Source organism: Streptomyces sp. NPDC005266 (genome assembly GCF_040607655.1).
Classification (GTDB): Bacteria; Actinomycetota; Actinomycetes; order Streptomycetales; family Streptomycetaceae; genus Streptomyces.
In genome coordinates this window covers 1-16015 of the sequence record NZ_JBEXHC010000016.1, presented here as the reverse complement: position 1 = coordinate 16015, position 16015 = coordinate 1, and the positions used below count along the sequence as shown (strand labels likewise).

The window sequence follows — 16015 nt, the reverse complement described above, 5'->3', positions numbered from 1 at the left end:
GATGTCGGGTGATCATGCGGGCCCGATGCACGTGCATCTGCCAGTGCATCATCACGTGCGAGTGCGCATGCTTCTGCTCATGCATTCGCAAAGGAACGCGGCTATGATCCCAGACTGTTGACGTCTGTACTAACAGTGTGGAGAGCCCTGTGCGCGACCACCCGTACAACGGCATGGCGGCCGCTGACCTTCAGGGGGTCGTCTGGCAGAAGAGCAGACACAGCAATTCCCAGGGGTCGTGTGTCGAGTTCGCCAAGCTGCCCGGTGGGGATGTGGCCGTACGCAACTCCCGCTTCCCGGACGGACCGGCGCTCATCTACACCCCCGCCGAGGTCGAGGCGATGCTGCTGGGCGCCAAGGACGGTGAATTCGACCATCTGGCGCACGACCCGGCCGGTCTGGGCTGATCCCCCAGGGCGAGTGACACTGGTAGTGACGGGTACGGGACCCAACTGATGTGAGACGGCGATGAACGGCTCGGTCCGCGTCGGACATGTACTCGGGGTGCCACTGAGGATGCACTGGAGCGTCCCGGTGCTGATCGTTCTGCTCGCCTACGGGCTGGGCCGCGAGACGCTGCCCGCGTGGACCCCGGGACGGACCGGCGCCGTCTACGCGATCGCCAGCGCCGTCGGCGCCGTCCTGCTGATGGCCAGCCTGCTGCTGCATGAGGCCGCGCACGCCGTCACCGCCCGCAGGAAGGGTGTCTCGGTGGAGGATGTGACGCTCTGGGCGCTCGGCGGCATGACCAAGATGGGACGGCCCGGCACCGCGGGGGTCGCGTTCTGGGTGGCCGTCATCGGACCGCTCACCAGCCTGGTCATCGGCGGCGCGGCCGTCGGCGCGGGGATCGGGGTGAACGCGCTCGTCGGGTGGGGGGTGCCGGCGGCCGTCCTGGTCTGGCTGGGCTGGGCCAATCTGCTGCTGGGCGTCTTCAATCTGCTGCCCGCCGCGCCGCTGGACGGCGGCCGGGTGGTGCAGGCGGCGATCTGGTGGCGCACCGGGGACCGGGAGCGGGCCGACCGGGCGGCGGGGCGCAGCGGCCAGATCTTCGGTATCGCGATGATCGCCTTCGGCTGGATCTCCTTCCTGCGCGGGAACACGGGCGGGCTCTGGCTCTCGCTGGTCGGCCTCTTCATAGTGATGATCGCCAACGCGGAGCGGCAGCGGGCCGGTGTCACGACGGCGCTGCGCGGCGTACGGGTGGGGGATGCGATGTCGTCGCCGGTCGCCACAGGGGCCGACTGGCTGACGGTGGGGCGGTTCATCGACGAGGTGGCGGCCCATTCCCGCCATTCCGTGATGCCGCTGCTCGACTTCGAGGGCCGGCCCAGCGGGGTGGTCCAGCTGCGTAGCCTGGCCGCGGTGCCGGCCTCCGAGCGAGAGGACCACCGGGTGCGCGAGGTGGCGACGCCGCTGTCGCGGTGCACGGTCGCCGAGACGGACGAGCCGCTGAGCGAGGTCCTGGACCGGGCGCGGCCGGGTGGTGGCGGGATGCCGGTGCTGGTGGTGGACCACGGGCATCTGGACGGGATCGTCACCATGCACGATGTGACCCGGCTCTTCCAGCTGCACAGCCTGGGGATCACGACGGCCCCGCCGGAGTCCACCCACCCGTAGGGCGGGACCCTCGAGCGGCCGGGACCCTCGAGCGGCCCGGGGCTCAGTCGCGGGGGAGACGGAACAGGGCCCAGACGACCTTGCCCCGTAGCGTTCCGGCCAGCGGATGCCAGCCCCAGCCGTCCGTGAAGGACTCCACCAGATGGAGCCCGCGCCCGGACTCCGCGCCGCAGCCGGCCTCACCGGCCACCGGCCCGTCCTCGCTGGGGTCGCGTACGGCGCACACCAGCCGCGAGGGACATCGCATCAGATGGAGCCGCACCTGTGGTGGCTCATGGTCGTCGGCCGGGCCGTCGGTGCGGCCGCTGGGCAGCCCGCCTGGAAGGGCGTGCCGCAGCGCGTTGGTGACGAGTTCGGAGACGACCAGGGCGACCTCGTCGTGCAGTTCGGGTATCTCCCACTGCCGCAGTGTGGAGCCGGCGAACTCCCGGGCCCCCTTGACCGCTTCGAAACGCGCCGGGAGTGAGCAGGAGACGGATCCGCGGACGGCGGAGGGGTCGATCGGCGGGAGCCCTCGCCACAAGGGCTCCAGCAGAGCCGGACCTTCGCTCCCCATGCGAGCACTCCTGCATCCGTGGCCGTGACGAATCCTGACCAGATCTCGTTCAAGCTTGCACGTGCGCGAACCCTATGGTTCCGAATGCGTAGGGCAGATGCAAGGGCAGATGCACGTGCACGCAGGTTATTTGGGAGTCTTCACCCCTTTTTACTCGCATTTATTTCTACCAAGGCGTGCGTAGGCTTCTCAGCTGAGTGACGACATGTGTACAGCGCGGAGCGTAAGTAGTGGCAGACTTCCGCCTCGGGGCTGCGGGGGTTCGCCTTCGGAAGGGTGCGTTCCGTACATGGGTGCCGTACAAGGGTTCCCGACAAGGGAGGGTCACGGACATGGCCGCAAGCGAGTCGAGCGGATCGGTGGTACGCCGTATCCTCCTGGGCTCCCAGCTCAGGCGGTTGCGTGAATCCCGGGGCATCACCCGCGAGGCGGCGGGCTATTCGATCCGCGCCTCCGAATCCAAGATCAGCCGGATGGAGTTGGGCCGGGTGAGCTTCAAGGCGCGCGATATCGAGGATCTGCTGACGCTGTACGGCGTCACGGACGAGGCGGAGCGCGCGGCGCTGCTCGGGCTGGCCCGCGAGGCCAATCTCACCGGCTGGTGGCACAGTTACGGCGATGTGCTGCCCGGCTGGTTCCAGACCTATGTCGGGCTGGAGGGCGCCGCCTCCCATATCGCCTGCTACGAGGTCCAGTTCATCCACGGTCTGCTCCAGACCGAGGCATATGCGCACGCCGTCGTCACCCGCGGTCAGCCCAAGGCGTGCCCGTCCGAGGTGGAGCGGCGGGTGGCGCTGCGGATGGAGCGGCAGAAGCTGCTGGTCTCCGAGCGGGCGCCGCGGTTCGAGGTGGTGCTGGACGAGGCCGCGCTGCACCGTCCGTACGGCGGACCGGGCGTGATGTCCGCCCAGCTGCGCCATCTGATCGCCGTCTCCGAGCAGCGGAATGTGATGCTGCGGGTGATGCCCTTCGCCTTCGGCGGGCACGCGGGGGAGAGCGGGGCGTTCACCGTGCTGCGCTTCCCCGAGTCGGATCTGCCGGACGTGGTCTATCTGGAACAGCTCACCAGCGCGCTCTATCTGGACAAGCGCGACGAAGTGGCGCAGTACGAGCGGGTGTTGGAACGGCTGAGAGCCGACAGTCTCTCTCCGGCCAGGAGCCGGGATTTGCTCCGAGGGCTCCTTCACGACGCCTGACCCCTCACTAGGATGACGTTCGGTCAGGAAACCCCCCACACGCGTACGCGGGTGGCAGTGAACGACCCCGCGTCCTCCAGATAGGGATGGCATGTCCTACTTCTCCGAGTTGGCCTATCAGTACATCGACGGCGAGTGGCGCGGCGGAAGCGGTTCCTGGGACATCGTCGACTTCAATCCGTACAACGGGGAGAAGCTCGCCTCCATCACCGTGGCCACCGTCGAAGAGGTCGACCTGGCCTATCGGGCGGCCAAGCGGGCGCAGCCGGAGTGGGGTGGCGCCAACCCCTATACCCGGCGGGCGGTCTTCGAGCGGGCAGTGCGGATCATAGAGGACCGCGAGAAGGAGCTCACCGAGACGATCATCGCGGAGTGCGGCGGCACCCAGGTGAAGGCCGGGTTCGAGCTGCATCTCGCCAAGGAATTCCTGCGTGAGGCGATCCAGCTGGCACTGCGTCCCCAGGGCAGCATCCTGCCGTCGCCACAGGACGGCAAGGAGAACCGCCTCTATCGGGTGCCGGTCGGTGTCGTGAGCGTCATCAGCCCGTTCAACTTCCCCTTCCTGCTGTCGCTGAAGTCGGTCGCCCCGGCGCTGGCGCTGGGCAACGCCGTTGTCCTCAAGCCGCATCAGAACACCCCGATCTGCGGTGGCGGCCTGGTCGCCAAGGTCCTGGAGGAGGCCGGGCTGCCCGCCGGGCTGCTCAATGTCGTCGTCACCGATATCGCGGAGATCGGCGACGCCCTGATCGAGCACCCGGTGCCGAAGGTCATCTCCTTCACCGGGTCCGACAAGGTCGGCCGGCATGTCGCCACCGTCGCCGCCTCCCACTTCAAGCGCTCGATCCTGGAGCTGGGCGGCAACAGCGCCCTGGTCGTCCTCGACGACGCCGACCTCGACTACGCGGTGGACGCGGCGGTCTTCAGCCGCTTCGTCCACCAGGGGCAGGTCTGTATGGCGGCCAACCGGGTGCTGGTGGACCGTGTGGTGGAGCGCGAGTTCACCGAGAAGTTCGTGGCCAAGGTGAAGTCGCTGAAGGTGGGCGACCCGGGCGACCCCACCACCCATATCGGTCCGCTGATCAACGAGGGCCAGGCCGAGGCCATCACCTCGCTGGTCGACCAGACCGTCGCCGACGGCGCCACCGCGCTGGTGCGGGGCCGGACCGAGGGCACCCTGGTGGAGCCGAGCGTGCTCACCGGGGTTCCGGAGGGCTCCGCGATCCTCGGCCAGGAGATCTTCGGCCCGGTGGTGCTGCTGATCCCGTTCGACGGCGACGACGAGGCCGTACGGATCGCCAACGACACCGACTACGGGCTCAGCGGAGCCGTGCACACCGCTGATGTCGAGCGCGGGGTCCGCTTCGGCAAGCGGATCCACACCGGCATGATCCACGTGAACGACAGCACGGTCCACGACGAGCCGATCGTGCCGTTCGGCGGTGAGAAGCACTCCGGGCTCGGGCGGCTCAACGGCGAGTCGATGATCGAGGACTTCACCACCACCAAGTGGATCTCCATCCAGCACGGGCGCAGCCAGTTCCCGTTCTGAGCCATCCGTCCCCGCGGTGATGAGGACAGAAGCTGACCGCAAGAGGTTCTGGCGTCAGGGGTGTCGAGGGGCGCCGGATCGGGGCGCTTCCTGACGAGAGGCGGAAGCCATGCCCGTAGTCGTGAACCCCGAATCCTGCCTCGACGAGCGGAGCCATCCGTCCCCGTGGTGATGAGGACAGAAGCTGACCGCAAGCGGTTCTAGCGTCAGGGGTATCGAGGGGCGCCGGACCGGGGCGCTTCCTGACGAGAGGCGGAAGCCATGCCCGTAGTCGTGAACCCCGAATCCTGCCTCGAAGAGCGCTCCGCGCTGCTGGCCTACTTGGATGCGCAGCGCGGCGGCATCCGGCGCGCCGTGCACGGCCTCACCGAGGAGCAGGCCCGCAGCGCGCCCAGCGCCAGCGCCCTGTCGCCGGCGGGGCTGCTCAAGCATGTGACCTTCGGCGAGCGGAGCTGGATCCGCAAGGCGCGGGGCGATGCGGCGGGGAGGCTGTCGCGGGAGGCTCAGGCGGAGTGGGAGGACAGCTTCACCCCGTCGCCGGCCGAGACGGTCCAGGTGCTGCTGGGCCGGTACGAGGAGGTCGCGCGCGTGACCGAGACGGCCGTGCGCGCGCTGTCCTCGCTGGACGAGACGTTCGAGTCGCCCCGCTTCCCCTGGGACGAGGGCGGCACCCGTACCTGGCGCTGGGTGGTCCTCCATCTGATCGAGGAGGTCGCCCGGCACGCGGGCCACGCGGACGTCATCCGCGAGACGATCGACGGCCAGGGCGCGTTCGGCCTGGTCTTCGAGACCGGCGATGCCCGAGCCCGACTGGTCGGTCCTGGAGCGGTGACCCCCTCGGTGCGCCCTACGCTTGACCCGTCGAGCGGGTGTCGTGTCGGGCGGAATGAGGAAGAGATGTCGGCGATCCGGCTGCTGGTTCTGGGCGCGGTGCGCCAGCACCGGCGGGCGCATGGCTACCAGGTCCGTAACGACCTGGAGTTCTGGGGCGCGCACGAGTGGTCCAACGCCAAGCCCGGGTCGATCTATCACGCCCTCAAGCAAATGGCGAAGCAGGGACTGCTGCTCGCCCACGATGTCGCGCCGAGCACGGCCGGCGGCCCGCCGCGCACCGAGTACGAGCTGACCGAGGCGGGGGAGCGGGAGTACTTCACTCTGCTGCGGGAAGCGCTGCTGCGCCATGACCAGAGGATCGACGTGCTGACGGCCGGGGTCGGCTTCATCGTCGATCTGCCCCGCGCCGAGGCCATCGCGCTGCTCAAGGAGCGGGTCGCGGCGCTGGAGGGGTGGCGGGCCGAGGTGACTCGCCACTGGACGCCGCCGGAGGGCACCCCGGACCCGTGGGGTCATATCGGCGAGATCATGAAGCTCTGGATCCACTCCGCCGACAGCGGGGCGGAGTGGACCCGGGGGCTGATCGAGCGGCTCGAGCGCGGGGCGTACGTCATGGCGGGCGAGGGGGAGCGCTCGATGGACGTGCTGCCGGACGGGGTGCCGAACCCGTACGCCGCGCCGGACGAGGGCGCGGACGGGGGCGAGAGCGCTCCCCGTTAGGCACGACCTCCACCACGACCTTCATGCATAACGACCCCGCATGGCAGCTAATCAAGTTTGACTAGACCCGTATCGGGAAATAGCTTCCCGGTGCGCGTAGTCAAGTTTGACTACTACAAGGAGAGAGGGGAGACCGTGACCGACAGCGATCCCGCGATCGTCGTCGAAGGACTGCGGAAGACCTATGGAGCCGCCCAGGCCCTCGCCGGGCTCGATCTGACCGTTCCGGCGGGCACCGTGCACGCGGTGCTCGGCCCCAATGGCGCGGGAAAGACCACCTGCGTACGGATTCTGGCCACCCTGCTGCGGCACGACGGCGGCCGCGCCGAGGTCGCCGGGTACGACGTGCTGCGCCACCCCGATCGGGTCCGCTACCGCATCGGACTGCTGGGCCAGCATGCGGCGCTCGACGAGGAGCTCAGCGGACGGCAGAACCTGGAGATGTTCGGCCGCCTCTACCACCTGGGCGGGCGCCGCGCGGCGGCCCGGGCGGACGAGCTGCTGGAGCGGTTCGGCCTCGCCGACGCCGGTACCAAGGCCGTCAGCCGGTACAGCGGCGGGATGCGGCGCCGGCTCGATCTCGCCGCGAGCCTCATCATGGCGCCGCGGGTGCTCTTCCTGGACGAGCCGACCACGGGCCTCGATCCGCGTGGCCGGACCGAAGTGTGGAGCGCGGTCCGTTCACTGGTCGGCGGCGGTACGACCGTCCTGCTCACCACCCAGTATCTGGAGGAGGCCGACCAACTCGCCGACCGCATCTGCGTGATCGACCGCGGCCGGGCCATCGCGGACGGCACCGCCGACGAGCTCAAGACCCGGCTCGGCGGGGACCGTATCGAGGTCGCGCTGCGCGACGCGGACCACCTGCCCGCCGCCGCCTCGGTCGTCGGCATGGCCGCCCGCGTCGGCGCCGTCGAGACCGACCCCGACCGACGGAGGGTCAGCGCCCGGGTGACCGACCGGGTGGCGGCGCTCACCGAGGTCGTACGGGCCCTGGCAGCCGCCGGCATCGAGGCGGATGACATCGTGCTCCGCCGCCCCACCCTCGACGAGGTCTTTCTGCACCTCACCGGGGAGTCCGCCAAGGACGGCGAGCGCGCCGAGGAGGAGACGACCGTATGACCACCACGACCCTCATCGACTCCTGGACCATGACCCGGCGCGGGCTCGCCCACTGGGCGCGGCAGCCCGTCCAGGTGATCGTCGGGCTGGCCTTCCCGGTGATGATGCTGCTGATGTTCGCCTACTTCCTCGGCGGCGGGATGACCGTCCCGGGCGGCGGCGACTACAAGGAGTATCTGGTGCCGGGCATGTTCGCCCTCACCATGGCCTTCGGCCTCGAAGGGACGATGCTCGCCATCACCCAGGACCTCAACAAAGGCGTCATCGACCGCTTCCGCTCCATGCCGATGGCCCCCTCGGCGGTGCTGGTCGGGCGCAGTGTGCTGGACATGATCCAGTCGGCGCTCGCCCTGCTCGCCCTCATCGGGACCGGGCTCGCGATGGGCTGGCGCTGGCACGGCGGCCCGGCCGACGCGCTCCTGGCCGTCGGGCTGCTGCTGTGGCTGCGCTTCGCCCTGCTGTGGATCGGCATCCATCTGGGGATGGTCGCCGGGCGCCCCGAACTGGTCCAGGCCGTGCAGATCCTGGTCTGGCCGATCGGCTTCCTCTCCAATGCCTTCGCCTCCCCCGAGACCATGCCCGGCTGGCTCGGTGCCATCGCGGACTGGAACCCGATGTCGGCGACGGCCACCGCGACCCGCGATCTGTTCGCGAGCCCCGGTGGCGGCGGCGACTCCTGGCCGGCCGACCATGCCCAACTGCTCGCGGTCTGTTGGCCGCTGGCGCTGATCGTGGTCTTCTTCCCGCTCGCCGTGGGACGTTACCGGGGGCTCAGCCGCTGACGGCGGCCCGGCCGGCCCGGATGCGGCCCGTATCCCAGCCCGTCACACCCTCACCGGCCGTCGGCGGATGCGGCTACGGTGCAGGTATGGGGAACGACAGCTCGGGCACGGGGGAGATGACGGCGAGCGGGCCCGGATACGCCCTGCTCCTCGCCGCCGGGCCGGCCGGCAAGCAGCGGCTGATGGACGCGGCCGCCGCGCTGCCGCAGCTCGCGGCGGTGCCCCCGGCCGCGCTGCTGGGCACGGCCGGCGGCGCCAGCGTCGTCCAACTCGTGGACCCGGCCGATCCGCAGACCGTGCTGACGCATCTGCGGACGGCCGCCGCGCATCCGGGGCCGGTGCTGGTCCATCTCGCGGGCCAGCTCACCGTCGACACCAAACAGCGGCTGCCGCATCTGGCGCTGGCCCGCACCACGCCGAGGACGGCCCGGTACACGGCGCTGCCATGGCACTGGCTGGCGGCCGAGCTGGGGCGGCGGCCGCCGGGCCGTACGACGGTGCTCGCCGATCTGGTGGCCGACGAGACGGCCTGGCCGAAGATCCTCGACGGCTCCCTGTCCGGCGAGCGGCTCGCCGCCGGGCTGACGCTGTACGGCGCGGTCGCCCCCGCGCCGCCCAAGCGGCAGCTCGCGGCGCCGGTCTACAGCCGGGCGCTCGCCGCGCTGCTGCGGGGTGCCGCCGACCGCCCGCCGTTCGCGCTGCTGCATCAGCGGGCCGTGACGAAGGCGGGGCTGGGCGGCGGGCCGGAACTGCTGCTGGGCGGGGCCATCGACGCGTACGCGCCGCCCGAGGCCGCCCTGTGGGGTGGGCGGGACGGGCGGGACGTACGCAACGGGCGAGGTGCCCCGGTGGCGGCGCCCGAGACGGCCTCGCCGCCGATGCCCACGGCCGCCCCCGCGCTCCCGCATCCGCCGGAGCCCACGGCCGCCCCCGCGCTCCCGCATCCGCCGGAGCCCTCGCACGCCCCCGAGCCCGGACGCGCCCCCGCCCCGGATCCCCACGCCGCCATATTCGCGGCCGCCCACGCCGGGCGGCACAGCGAGGCCGCCTCGATGGCGGCGGCATGGGAGCAGGAGGCCCTCCGGGCGGCCGGTCCCCGCTCCGCCGAGGCGATTCACTGGCTGGAGGTCCGCGCCGACCTCGCCCGGCTCGCGCATGACCCGGCCCGCGCCTGTGAGCTGTGGGTGGCGGTGGCCGACGCCCGCCTGGGCAATGGGGAATCGGCCGGCGACCCGCAGGTGGAGGGCGCCGTGGACCGGGCGCACCACCAGTGGCAGTTCGTCCAGGACCGGGCCAGGGCCAGCGCGCTGGCCCCGCTCCTGATCGAGCTGCGGGAGCGGGTGCCCGGCCGCAGGCCCGGCGCGCTGGAGGCCGCGCGGCGCAGAGCCGAGCTCCTAGGGGCCCGGGCCCATACGGGCTGAGGACCCCATACGGGCTGAGGACCCCATACGGGTGAGGACCGGAGCCGTGGAGGTCGCCGCGGTTCAGTGGTGAAAGGCCGTCGCGCGGTTCTTCGGCCGTCCCAGCGGCGCCGACTGCGACCGCAGTTCCGGCAGCAGCGACGTGAGGTCGTTCAGGAAGAGGTCGGACAGGTCCTTGGAGAAGCCGTTGCGGCACACCACCCGGAGGACGGAAAGATCCTCCCGCTTCGGCGGGAAGGTGTACGCGGGCACCAGCCAGCCGCGTTCCTTGAGCCGCCGGGACACGTCGAACACATCGAAGCTCTCGATGCCCTCCGCGGTGGTGAAGGCGAAGACCGGCAGCTCGTCGCCGCGTGTCAGCATCCTGAAGTCACCGAGCTCCTCGATCCGTTCGGCCAGCGAGGTCGCCACATCGCGGGAGTTCTGCTGGACGGCGCGGAAGCCGTCGCGCCCCAGCCGCACGAGGATGTAGTACTGGGCGGCCACCTGGGCGCCGGGCCGGGAGAAGTTGAGCGCGAAGGTCGGCATGTCGCCGCCCAGGTAGTTGACGCGGAAGACCAGCTCCTCGGGGAGCTCGTCGGGCGTGCGCCACAGCGCCCACCCGACCCCCGGGTAGACCAGGCCGTACTTATGGCCCGAGGCGTTGATGGAGACGATCCGCGGCAGCCGGAAGTCCCAGACCAGTTCCTGGTCGAGGAAGGGGGCGATCATCCCGCCCGAGGCGGCGTCCACATGCACCGGCACGTCCAGCCCGGTGCGCTCCTGGAGGTCGTCCAGCGCCGCGCACACCTCGGCGACCGGTTCGTAGGAGCCGTCGAAGGTCGAGCCCAGGATGGTGACGACCCCGATGGTGTTCTCGTCGCACAGCTCGACGGCCGCCTGGGGGTCGAGATGGAACCGGTCGCCCTCCATGGGCACCTGCCGCGCCTCGACCTCCCAGTAGTTGCAGAACTTCTCCCAGCAGACCTGGACGTTGATCCCCATGACGAGATTGGGCCGGGCGGTCGCCGGATAGCGGTCGGCATTCCGCTTCGCCCAGCGCCGCTTGAAGACCATTCCGGCCAGCATGCACGCCTCGCTCGACCCCGTGGTGGAGCAGCCCATGATCGAATCGGGATCGGGGGCGTTCCACAGACCGGCGAGCATCGTCACACAGCGCCGCTCCAGCTCCGCGGTGCGCGGGTACTCGTCCTTGTCGATCATGTTCTTGTCGCGGCATTCGGACATGAGCTTCCCCGCCTCCCGCTCCATCCATGTGGTGACGAAGGTGGCGAGGTTCTGGCGGGCGTTGCCGTCCAGCATCAGCTCGTCGTGGACGAACTGATACGTGGCGGAGGGCGTCATCGGCCCGTCCGGGAGGCGGCGGCGCGGGGGTCTGGTGGCCATGCCGCCGACCGGGTCGGCCTCGCCGTAGAAGGGATTGACGGAGTAGTACTCGTCCCTGTCGCGATGCTCGCGGGTGCCTTTATGAAGTGCCACCCTCAAAAAATAGGTGCATATAGGACATAAAGCCCGATCCCGCGCCGAGCCCTGTGGTCGCCTGGTTGTCTTGGTTTGTCAGCTCGTGCTGCTCAGCGACAGCTTCGCCGCGAAGCCCAGGAACGCCGCGCCCGCGCCCGCCGACAGTCCGGCGGTCAGCCGCTTGCGCCGCCGGAAGGTGGCCGCCAGATACGTGCCCCCGAAGATCAGCATCGAGAGATAGCTGATGCTGAACAGCTGCGCCCATGCACCCAGTGCCAGGAAGGACAGTGCCGGATGGGCGTAGTCCGGGTCCACGAACTGCACGAAGAAGGAGATGAAGAACAGAATCGCCTTCGGGTTCAGCAGGCTGATGACCAGCGCCCGGCGGTATGGACGCTCCATCGTCCTCGGCTCCGCGTCCGCCCCGGCCTCACCGCCGTCCTGGGTGCGCACGGTCCCCGGGCCCCGGCGCCACAGCGTCCGCGCCCCGCGCAGCATGCCCACCGCGAGCCAGGTGAGATAGCCCGCGCCCGCGAACTTCACCACGTCGAAGGCCACCGGGCTCGCGTGCAGCAGCGAGGCCACCCCACCCGCCGACAGCGCCATCAGCACCGTGTCCCCGCACAGCACCCCGGCCGCCGCCTGATAAGCGGTACGGGGGCCGCGCCGGGCCGCGACCGACACCACGTAGAGCGAGTTCGGGCCCGGCAACAGGATGATCAGCGCCAACCCGATCAGATACGTCGAAAGATCCGTTATCCCCAGCACGTTCCGCAGGATGCCAGCGGCCGCCCGCCACTCCCAAGGCGGTTTCGCCATCCGGACTTGCCCCTCACGCGGCGTGAGGGAGCACCGTAAGGGCCATGAGCTACTCCGTGGGACAGGTCGCGGGCTTCGCCGGGGTGACCGTGCGTACCCTGCACCACTACGACGAGATCGGGCTGCTGCGCCCGAGCACCCGCAATCCGGCCGGGCACCGGAGGTACGACGACGCCGACCTCGACCGGCTGCAACGGATCCTGTTCTACCGGGAGCTCGGATTTCCGCTGGAAGAGGTGGCGGTCCTGCTGGACGACCCGGACGCGGACCCGCGGAGCCATCTGCGGCGCCAGCACCGGCTGCTGACCGCCCGGATCGAGCGGCTGACGAAGATGGCCGCCGCCGTCGAACACGCCATGGAGGCACGGAAGATGGGCATCAATCTCACTCCCGAGGAGAAGTTCGAGGTCTTCGGGGAATTCGACCCGGACGAGTACGCGGAGGAGGCCGAGGAGCGCTGGGGGAACACCGAGGCGTACCGGGAGTCCCAGCGCAGGGCGGCCTCGTACACCAAGGAGGACTGGAAGCGGATCCAGGACGAGGGCGACGAGATCAGCAGCCGCTTCATCGCGCTGATGGACTCCGGCGCGGCGCCGGAGTCCGGGGCGGCGATGGACGTCGCCGAGGAACACCGGCAGTGGATCAGCAGGAACCACTACGACTGCACCTACCAGATCCACACCTGTCTGGGCGAGATGTACGTCGCGGACCACCGGTTCAAGGACAACATCGACAAGGCCGGGCCGGGGCTCGCCGATTACATGGGGGACGCGATCCGGGCCAACGCGGAGCGTCACCGGTAGCGGGTCGGGGGCCGACGGGCCGGGGCCGACGGGGCGGGGGCTGACGAGTCGGGGGCCGACGGGGTGGGGCCGACGGGTCGGGGGCCGACGGGCCGGGGCCGACGGGGCGGGGGCTGACGAGTCGGGGGCCGACGGGGTGGGGCCGACGGGTCGGGGGCCGACGGGGTGGGGCCGACGAGGTGGGGGCCGACGGGAACCAAGGGCGTGCACACGGCGTTGATAGCTTTGGGCGGCACACTGCCAAGAACACCGCAATCAGCCGCCCCGACCCTGCGGCCGGGCCTCGCACGAGCCTGCACCCCTCGACCCAGGAGTTTGTCACCCGTGACCACTCTCGCGCTCGGCCCCCAGTGGCTGGACCCGGACTATCTGATCAACACCTTTGGTCTGCTCGGCGTCCTGGCCGTCGTCTTCGCGGAGTCCGGCCTGCTCATCGGCTTCTTCCTGCCGGGCGACTCGCTGCTGTTCACCACCGGCCTCCTGGTCACCGCCGGCGTGATCAAGCAGGATCTGTGGCTGGTGTGCCTGTCCGTGGTCGCCGCCGCGGTCATCGGTGACCAGGTCGGCTATCTCTTCGGCCGGAAGGTGGGGCCGTCGCTGTTCCGCCGCCCCGACTCCAGGCTCTTCAAGCAGGAGAACGTGGAGAAGGCCCACGACTTCTTCGAGAAGTACGGGCCGAAGTCGCTGGTCCTGGCCCGCTTCGTGCCCATCGTGCGGACGTTCACGCCGATCATCGCGGGCGTCAGCCGGATGAACTATCGCTCCTTCATCACCTTCAACATCATCGGCGGCGCGCTGTGGGGCGCGGGCGTCACGCTGCTCGGCGCGGGGCTCGGCAAGATCGACTTCGTCCATCAGCACATCGAGCTGATGCTGGTCGGCATCGTGCTGCTGTCGGTCATCCCGATCGCGATCGAGTTCCTCCGGGCCCGTGGCAAGGCCAAGAAGGAAGCGGCTGCGGAACCGGAGGCTCCGCAGGGCCCGGCCGCCGGTGCCCCGCCGCAGGGGCAGGCGCCGCGCGGCCGCCACGCCAAGCGCTGACCAGGCGCGACCACTCCTTAACGCTGCTTCACAAGGGTCACCCGGATCACACCGCCCCCATTCTTGGTCGGCGGCCACCGCCCCGCACAATGGGCTGCGGTGGCCGCCGATGCCGTTTCTCAAGCGCATGGCGGCCGCCGAGGACCCGCAGGAAAGGCTGGTGAGGAGCGAGGAGCCGTGGGGACGGAACGACAGCAGGGGCAGCGTGGCGTGAACACGTCGAACACGGACACGGGGGAGACCCGTAAGCCGCTGTCCGACGAGGCGCGCAGTGCCTTCACCCCGCCCCTGGGCGTACCGCGGCCATCCGCGCCCTCGCCCGACGGCGAGCACCCCACCTCGGAGTTCGCCATCCCAGAGGGGCTGACCGCCGAGCCCGCCGCCGAGCCGGAGGGCTCGGCCTTCAGCGCGCCCGCCGGGGTCAAGCCCGCCACCGGCAACCAGACCACCGGCGGCTTCCCCATCATCACCCCGCCGCACGGCATCCCCGTCGTCCGGCTGACCAAGGACGCGCCCTGGCAGGACCGCATGCGCACGATGCTGCGCATGCCGGTCAGCGAGCGGCCGGTCCCCGAGCGCGTCGAGCGGCAGGACGACTCGGGGCCCGCCGTGCCGCGCGTACTCGACCTGACCCTCCGTATCGGCGAACTGCTGCTCGCGGGTGGCGAGGGGGCCGAGGACGTCGAGGCGGCCATGTTCGGCGTGGCCCACGCCTACGGGCTCGTCCGCTGCGAGCCGACCGTCACCTTCACCCTGCTGTCGGTCAGTTACCAGCCCTCGCTCGTGGACGACCCGGTCACCGCCAGCCGCACCGTGCGGCGCCGCGGCACCGACTACACCCGGCTCTCCGCCGTCTTCCGGCTCGTCGACGACATCACCTCGCAGGACGACTTCACCCTCGAGGAGGCGTACCGGCGGCTCGCCGAGATCCGCCGTAACCGCCACCCCTACCCCGGCTGGGCGCTCACCGCCGCCGGCGGTGCGCTGGCCGGCGCGGCGAGCATGCTGGTCGGCGGTGAATGGCTGGTCTTCTTCGCGGCGGCGATCGGCGCGATGCTCGGCGACCGGCTGGCGTGGCTGGCCTCGGGACGCGGGCTGCCGGAGTTCTACCAGTTCGTGGCCGCCGCCATGCCGCCCGCCGCGATGGGCGTGGTGCTCAGCCTCGCGGGCTCGGGGCTGCAGGCGTCCTCCGTGATCACCGGTGGACTGTTCGCGCTGATCCCGGGGCGGGCGCTGGTCGCGGGCGTCAACGACGGGCTGACCGGCTACTACATCACCGCGTCCGCCCGGCTGCTGGAAGTCGGCTACCTGATCATCGGCATCGTGTGCGGCGTGCTGACCGTGCTGTACGGGGGCGTGCAGCTCGGCGCCAAGCTCAACCCCGAAGCGGCGCTGCGCCATGATCACCGGCCGGTCATCCAGATCCTCGCGGCGATGCTGCTCGCGCTGGCCTTCGCCGTCCTGCTCCAGCAGGAACGTCACACCGTCCTGTTCGCCACGCTCAACGGCGCGGTCGCCTGGGTGGTCTACGGCGCGATGGCCGACACCGCCAACGTCCCGCCCGTCGCCGCCACGACCGTGGCCGCGGGCCTCGTCGGCCTCTTCGGCCAGCTGCTGTCCCGCTACCGGTACGCGTCCGCGCTGCCGTACGTGACGGCCGCCATCGGTCCACTGTTGCCCGGTAGTGCGACCTACTTCGGGCTGCTCGCCCTGGCCCAGGGCAACCTGGACCGCGGCATCCCCCACCTCACCCAGGCGGCGGCCCTGGCCCTGGCGATCGCCATCGGGGTGAACCTGGGAGGCGAGGCGGCACGCCTCTTCCTGAAGATCCCCGGCCCCGAGAAGGACCCCACGGGCCGCCGCGCCGCCAAGCGCACCCGCGGCTTCTAGCGTCGCCCCCCGGGGGGGCGACCCCCCGGCCCGGGCCGGGCCGGGGGCGAGGTCCCGGCCCGGGCCGGGGCGGTCTCGGCCGCCGGGGCAATCCCCGTCGGTTGTCCGGCAGCGTCATGGGCCGTGGGGGGGGGGGGGGGGGGGGCCGGGCGGGGGGGGGGGGGGCCCGGGGCCCGGGCCCGGCCCGCGGGGGCCCCGCGC

General features: G+C 70.9%; 14 protein-coding genes and 1 pseudogene. 12 read left to right on the top strand and 3 right to left on the bottom strand.

The window, feature by feature from the left end; genetic code table 11:
* Positions 1-173: 173 nt before the first annotated feature.
* Together ABZU99_RS24700 and ABZU99_RS24695 are read left to right on the top strand one after the other, a co-directional pair.
* Positions 174-407, top strand: a complete 234-nt coding sequence (locus ABZU99_RS24700) for a DUF397 domain-containing protein (RefSeq protein WP_236056705.1) — start codon at positions 174-176, stop codon at positions 405-407.
* Positions 408-468: 61 nt separating this feature from the next.
* Positions 469-1620 carry a site-2 protease family protein gene (locus ABZU99_RS24695; protein WP_355945399.1) on the top strand — a complete coding sequence of 384 codons (1152 nt, stop codon included), beginning with the start codon at positions 469-471 and terminating at the stop codon, positions 1618-1620.
* A 43-nt stretch (positions 1621-1663) separates the two neighbouring features.
* Here ABZU99_RS24695 and ABZU99_RS24690 read toward each other — a convergent pair whose 3' ends face one another.
* Positions 1664-2176 (bottom strand): ATP-binding protein, encoded by a 513-nt coding sequence (locus tag ABZU99_RS24690; protein WP_356047802.1) that lies wholly within the window; start codon positions 2174-2176, stop codon positions 1664-1666.
* A gap of 332 nt (positions 2177-2508) precedes the next feature.
* Between ABZU99_RS24690 and ABZU99_RS24685 the strand changes: the two genes are divergently transcribed.
* The 7 genes and pseudogenes from ABZU99_RS24685 to ABZU99_RS24655 all read left to right on the top strand — a co-directional run bounded on the left by ABZU99_RS24685 (position 2509) and on the right by ABZU99_RS24655 (position 9800).
* On the top strand, positions 2509-3372 hold the full coding sequence (locus ABZU99_RS24685) for a helix-turn-helix transcriptional regulator (protein ID WP_356047800.1): 864 nt from the start codon (positions 2509-2511) through the stop codon (positions 3370-3372).
* A gap of 91 nt (positions 3373-3463) precedes the next feature.
* On the top strand, positions 3464-4921 hold the full coding sequence (locus ABZU99_RS24680; protein ID WP_356047798.1) for an aldehyde dehydrogenase family protein: 1458 nt from the start codon (positions 3464-3466) through the stop codon (positions 4919-4921).
* Positions 4922-5182: 261 nt separating this feature from the next.
* Positions 5183-5671: pseudogene (locus tag ABZU99_RS24675) on the top strand (DinB family protein); the annotation flags it as partial.
* A gap of 147 nt (positions 5672-5818) precedes the next feature.
* A complete protein-coding gene (locus ABZU99_RS24670) occupies positions 5819-6475 on the top strand; it encodes a PadR family transcriptional regulator (RefSeq protein ID WP_355945413.1) in 657 nt (218 codons plus the stop codon).
* Between the two features lie 135 nt (positions 6476-6610).
* Positions 6611-7597, top strand: coding sequence for an ATP-binding cassette domain-containing protein (locus ABZU99_RS24665; RefSeq protein WP_356047796.1), 987 nt, complete (start codon positions 6611-6613; stop codon positions 7595-7597).
* Entirely contained in the window at positions 7594-8379 is a 786-nt protein-coding gene (locus tag ABZU99_RS24660; RefSeq protein WP_355945418.1) for an ABC transporter permease, read from the top strand. The genes ABZU99_RS24665 and ABZU99_RS24660 overlap by 4 nt, the downstream gene beginning before the upstream one ends.
* 86 nt (positions 8380-8465) lie before the next feature.
* Positions 8466-9800 (top strand): hypothetical protein, encoded by a 1335-nt coding sequence (locus ABZU99_RS24655; protein WP_356047794.1) that lies wholly within the window; start codon positions 8466-8468, stop codon positions 9798-9800.
* A 63-nt stretch (positions 9801-9863) separates the two neighbouring features.
* Here the strand turns inward: ABZU99_RS24655 and ABZU99_RS24650 are convergent, their stop codons facing one another.
* Entirely contained in the window at positions 9864-11279 is a 1416-nt protein-coding gene (locus ABZU99_RS24650) for a glutamate decarboxylase (RefSeq protein ID WP_355945424.1), read from the bottom strand.
* 78 nt (positions 11280-11357) lie between these two features.
* Complete coding sequence (gene leuE, locus ABZU99_RS24645) at positions 11358-12029, bottom strand: leucine efflux protein LeuE (protein ID WP_355945427.1); 672 nt, start codon at positions 12027-12029, stop codon at positions 11358-11360.
* Positions 12030-12124: 95 nt separating this feature from the next.
* Here leuE and ABZU99_RS24640 point away from each other — a divergent pair, with 95 nt between their 5' ends.
* The 3 genes from ABZU99_RS24640 to ABZU99_RS24630 all read left to right on the top strand — a co-directional run bounded on the left by ABZU99_RS24640 (position 12125) and on the right by ABZU99_RS24630 (position 15814).
* A complete protein-coding gene (locus ABZU99_RS24640; protein WP_356047792.1) occupies positions 12125-12883 on the top strand; it encodes a MerR family transcriptional regulator in 759 nt (252 codons plus the stop codon).
* A gap of 324 nt (positions 12884-13207) precedes the next feature.
* Entirely contained in the window at positions 13208-13924 is a 717-nt protein-coding gene (locus ABZU99_RS24635; protein ID WP_355945433.1) for a VTT domain-containing protein, read from the top strand.
* A gap of 177 nt (positions 13925-14101) precedes the next feature.
* On the top strand, positions 14102-15814 hold the full coding sequence (locus ABZU99_RS24630) for a threonine/serine exporter family protein (protein WP_356047790.1): 1713 nt from the start codon (positions 14102-14104) through the stop codon (positions 15812-15814).
* Positions 15815-16015 lie beyond the last annotated feature (201 nt).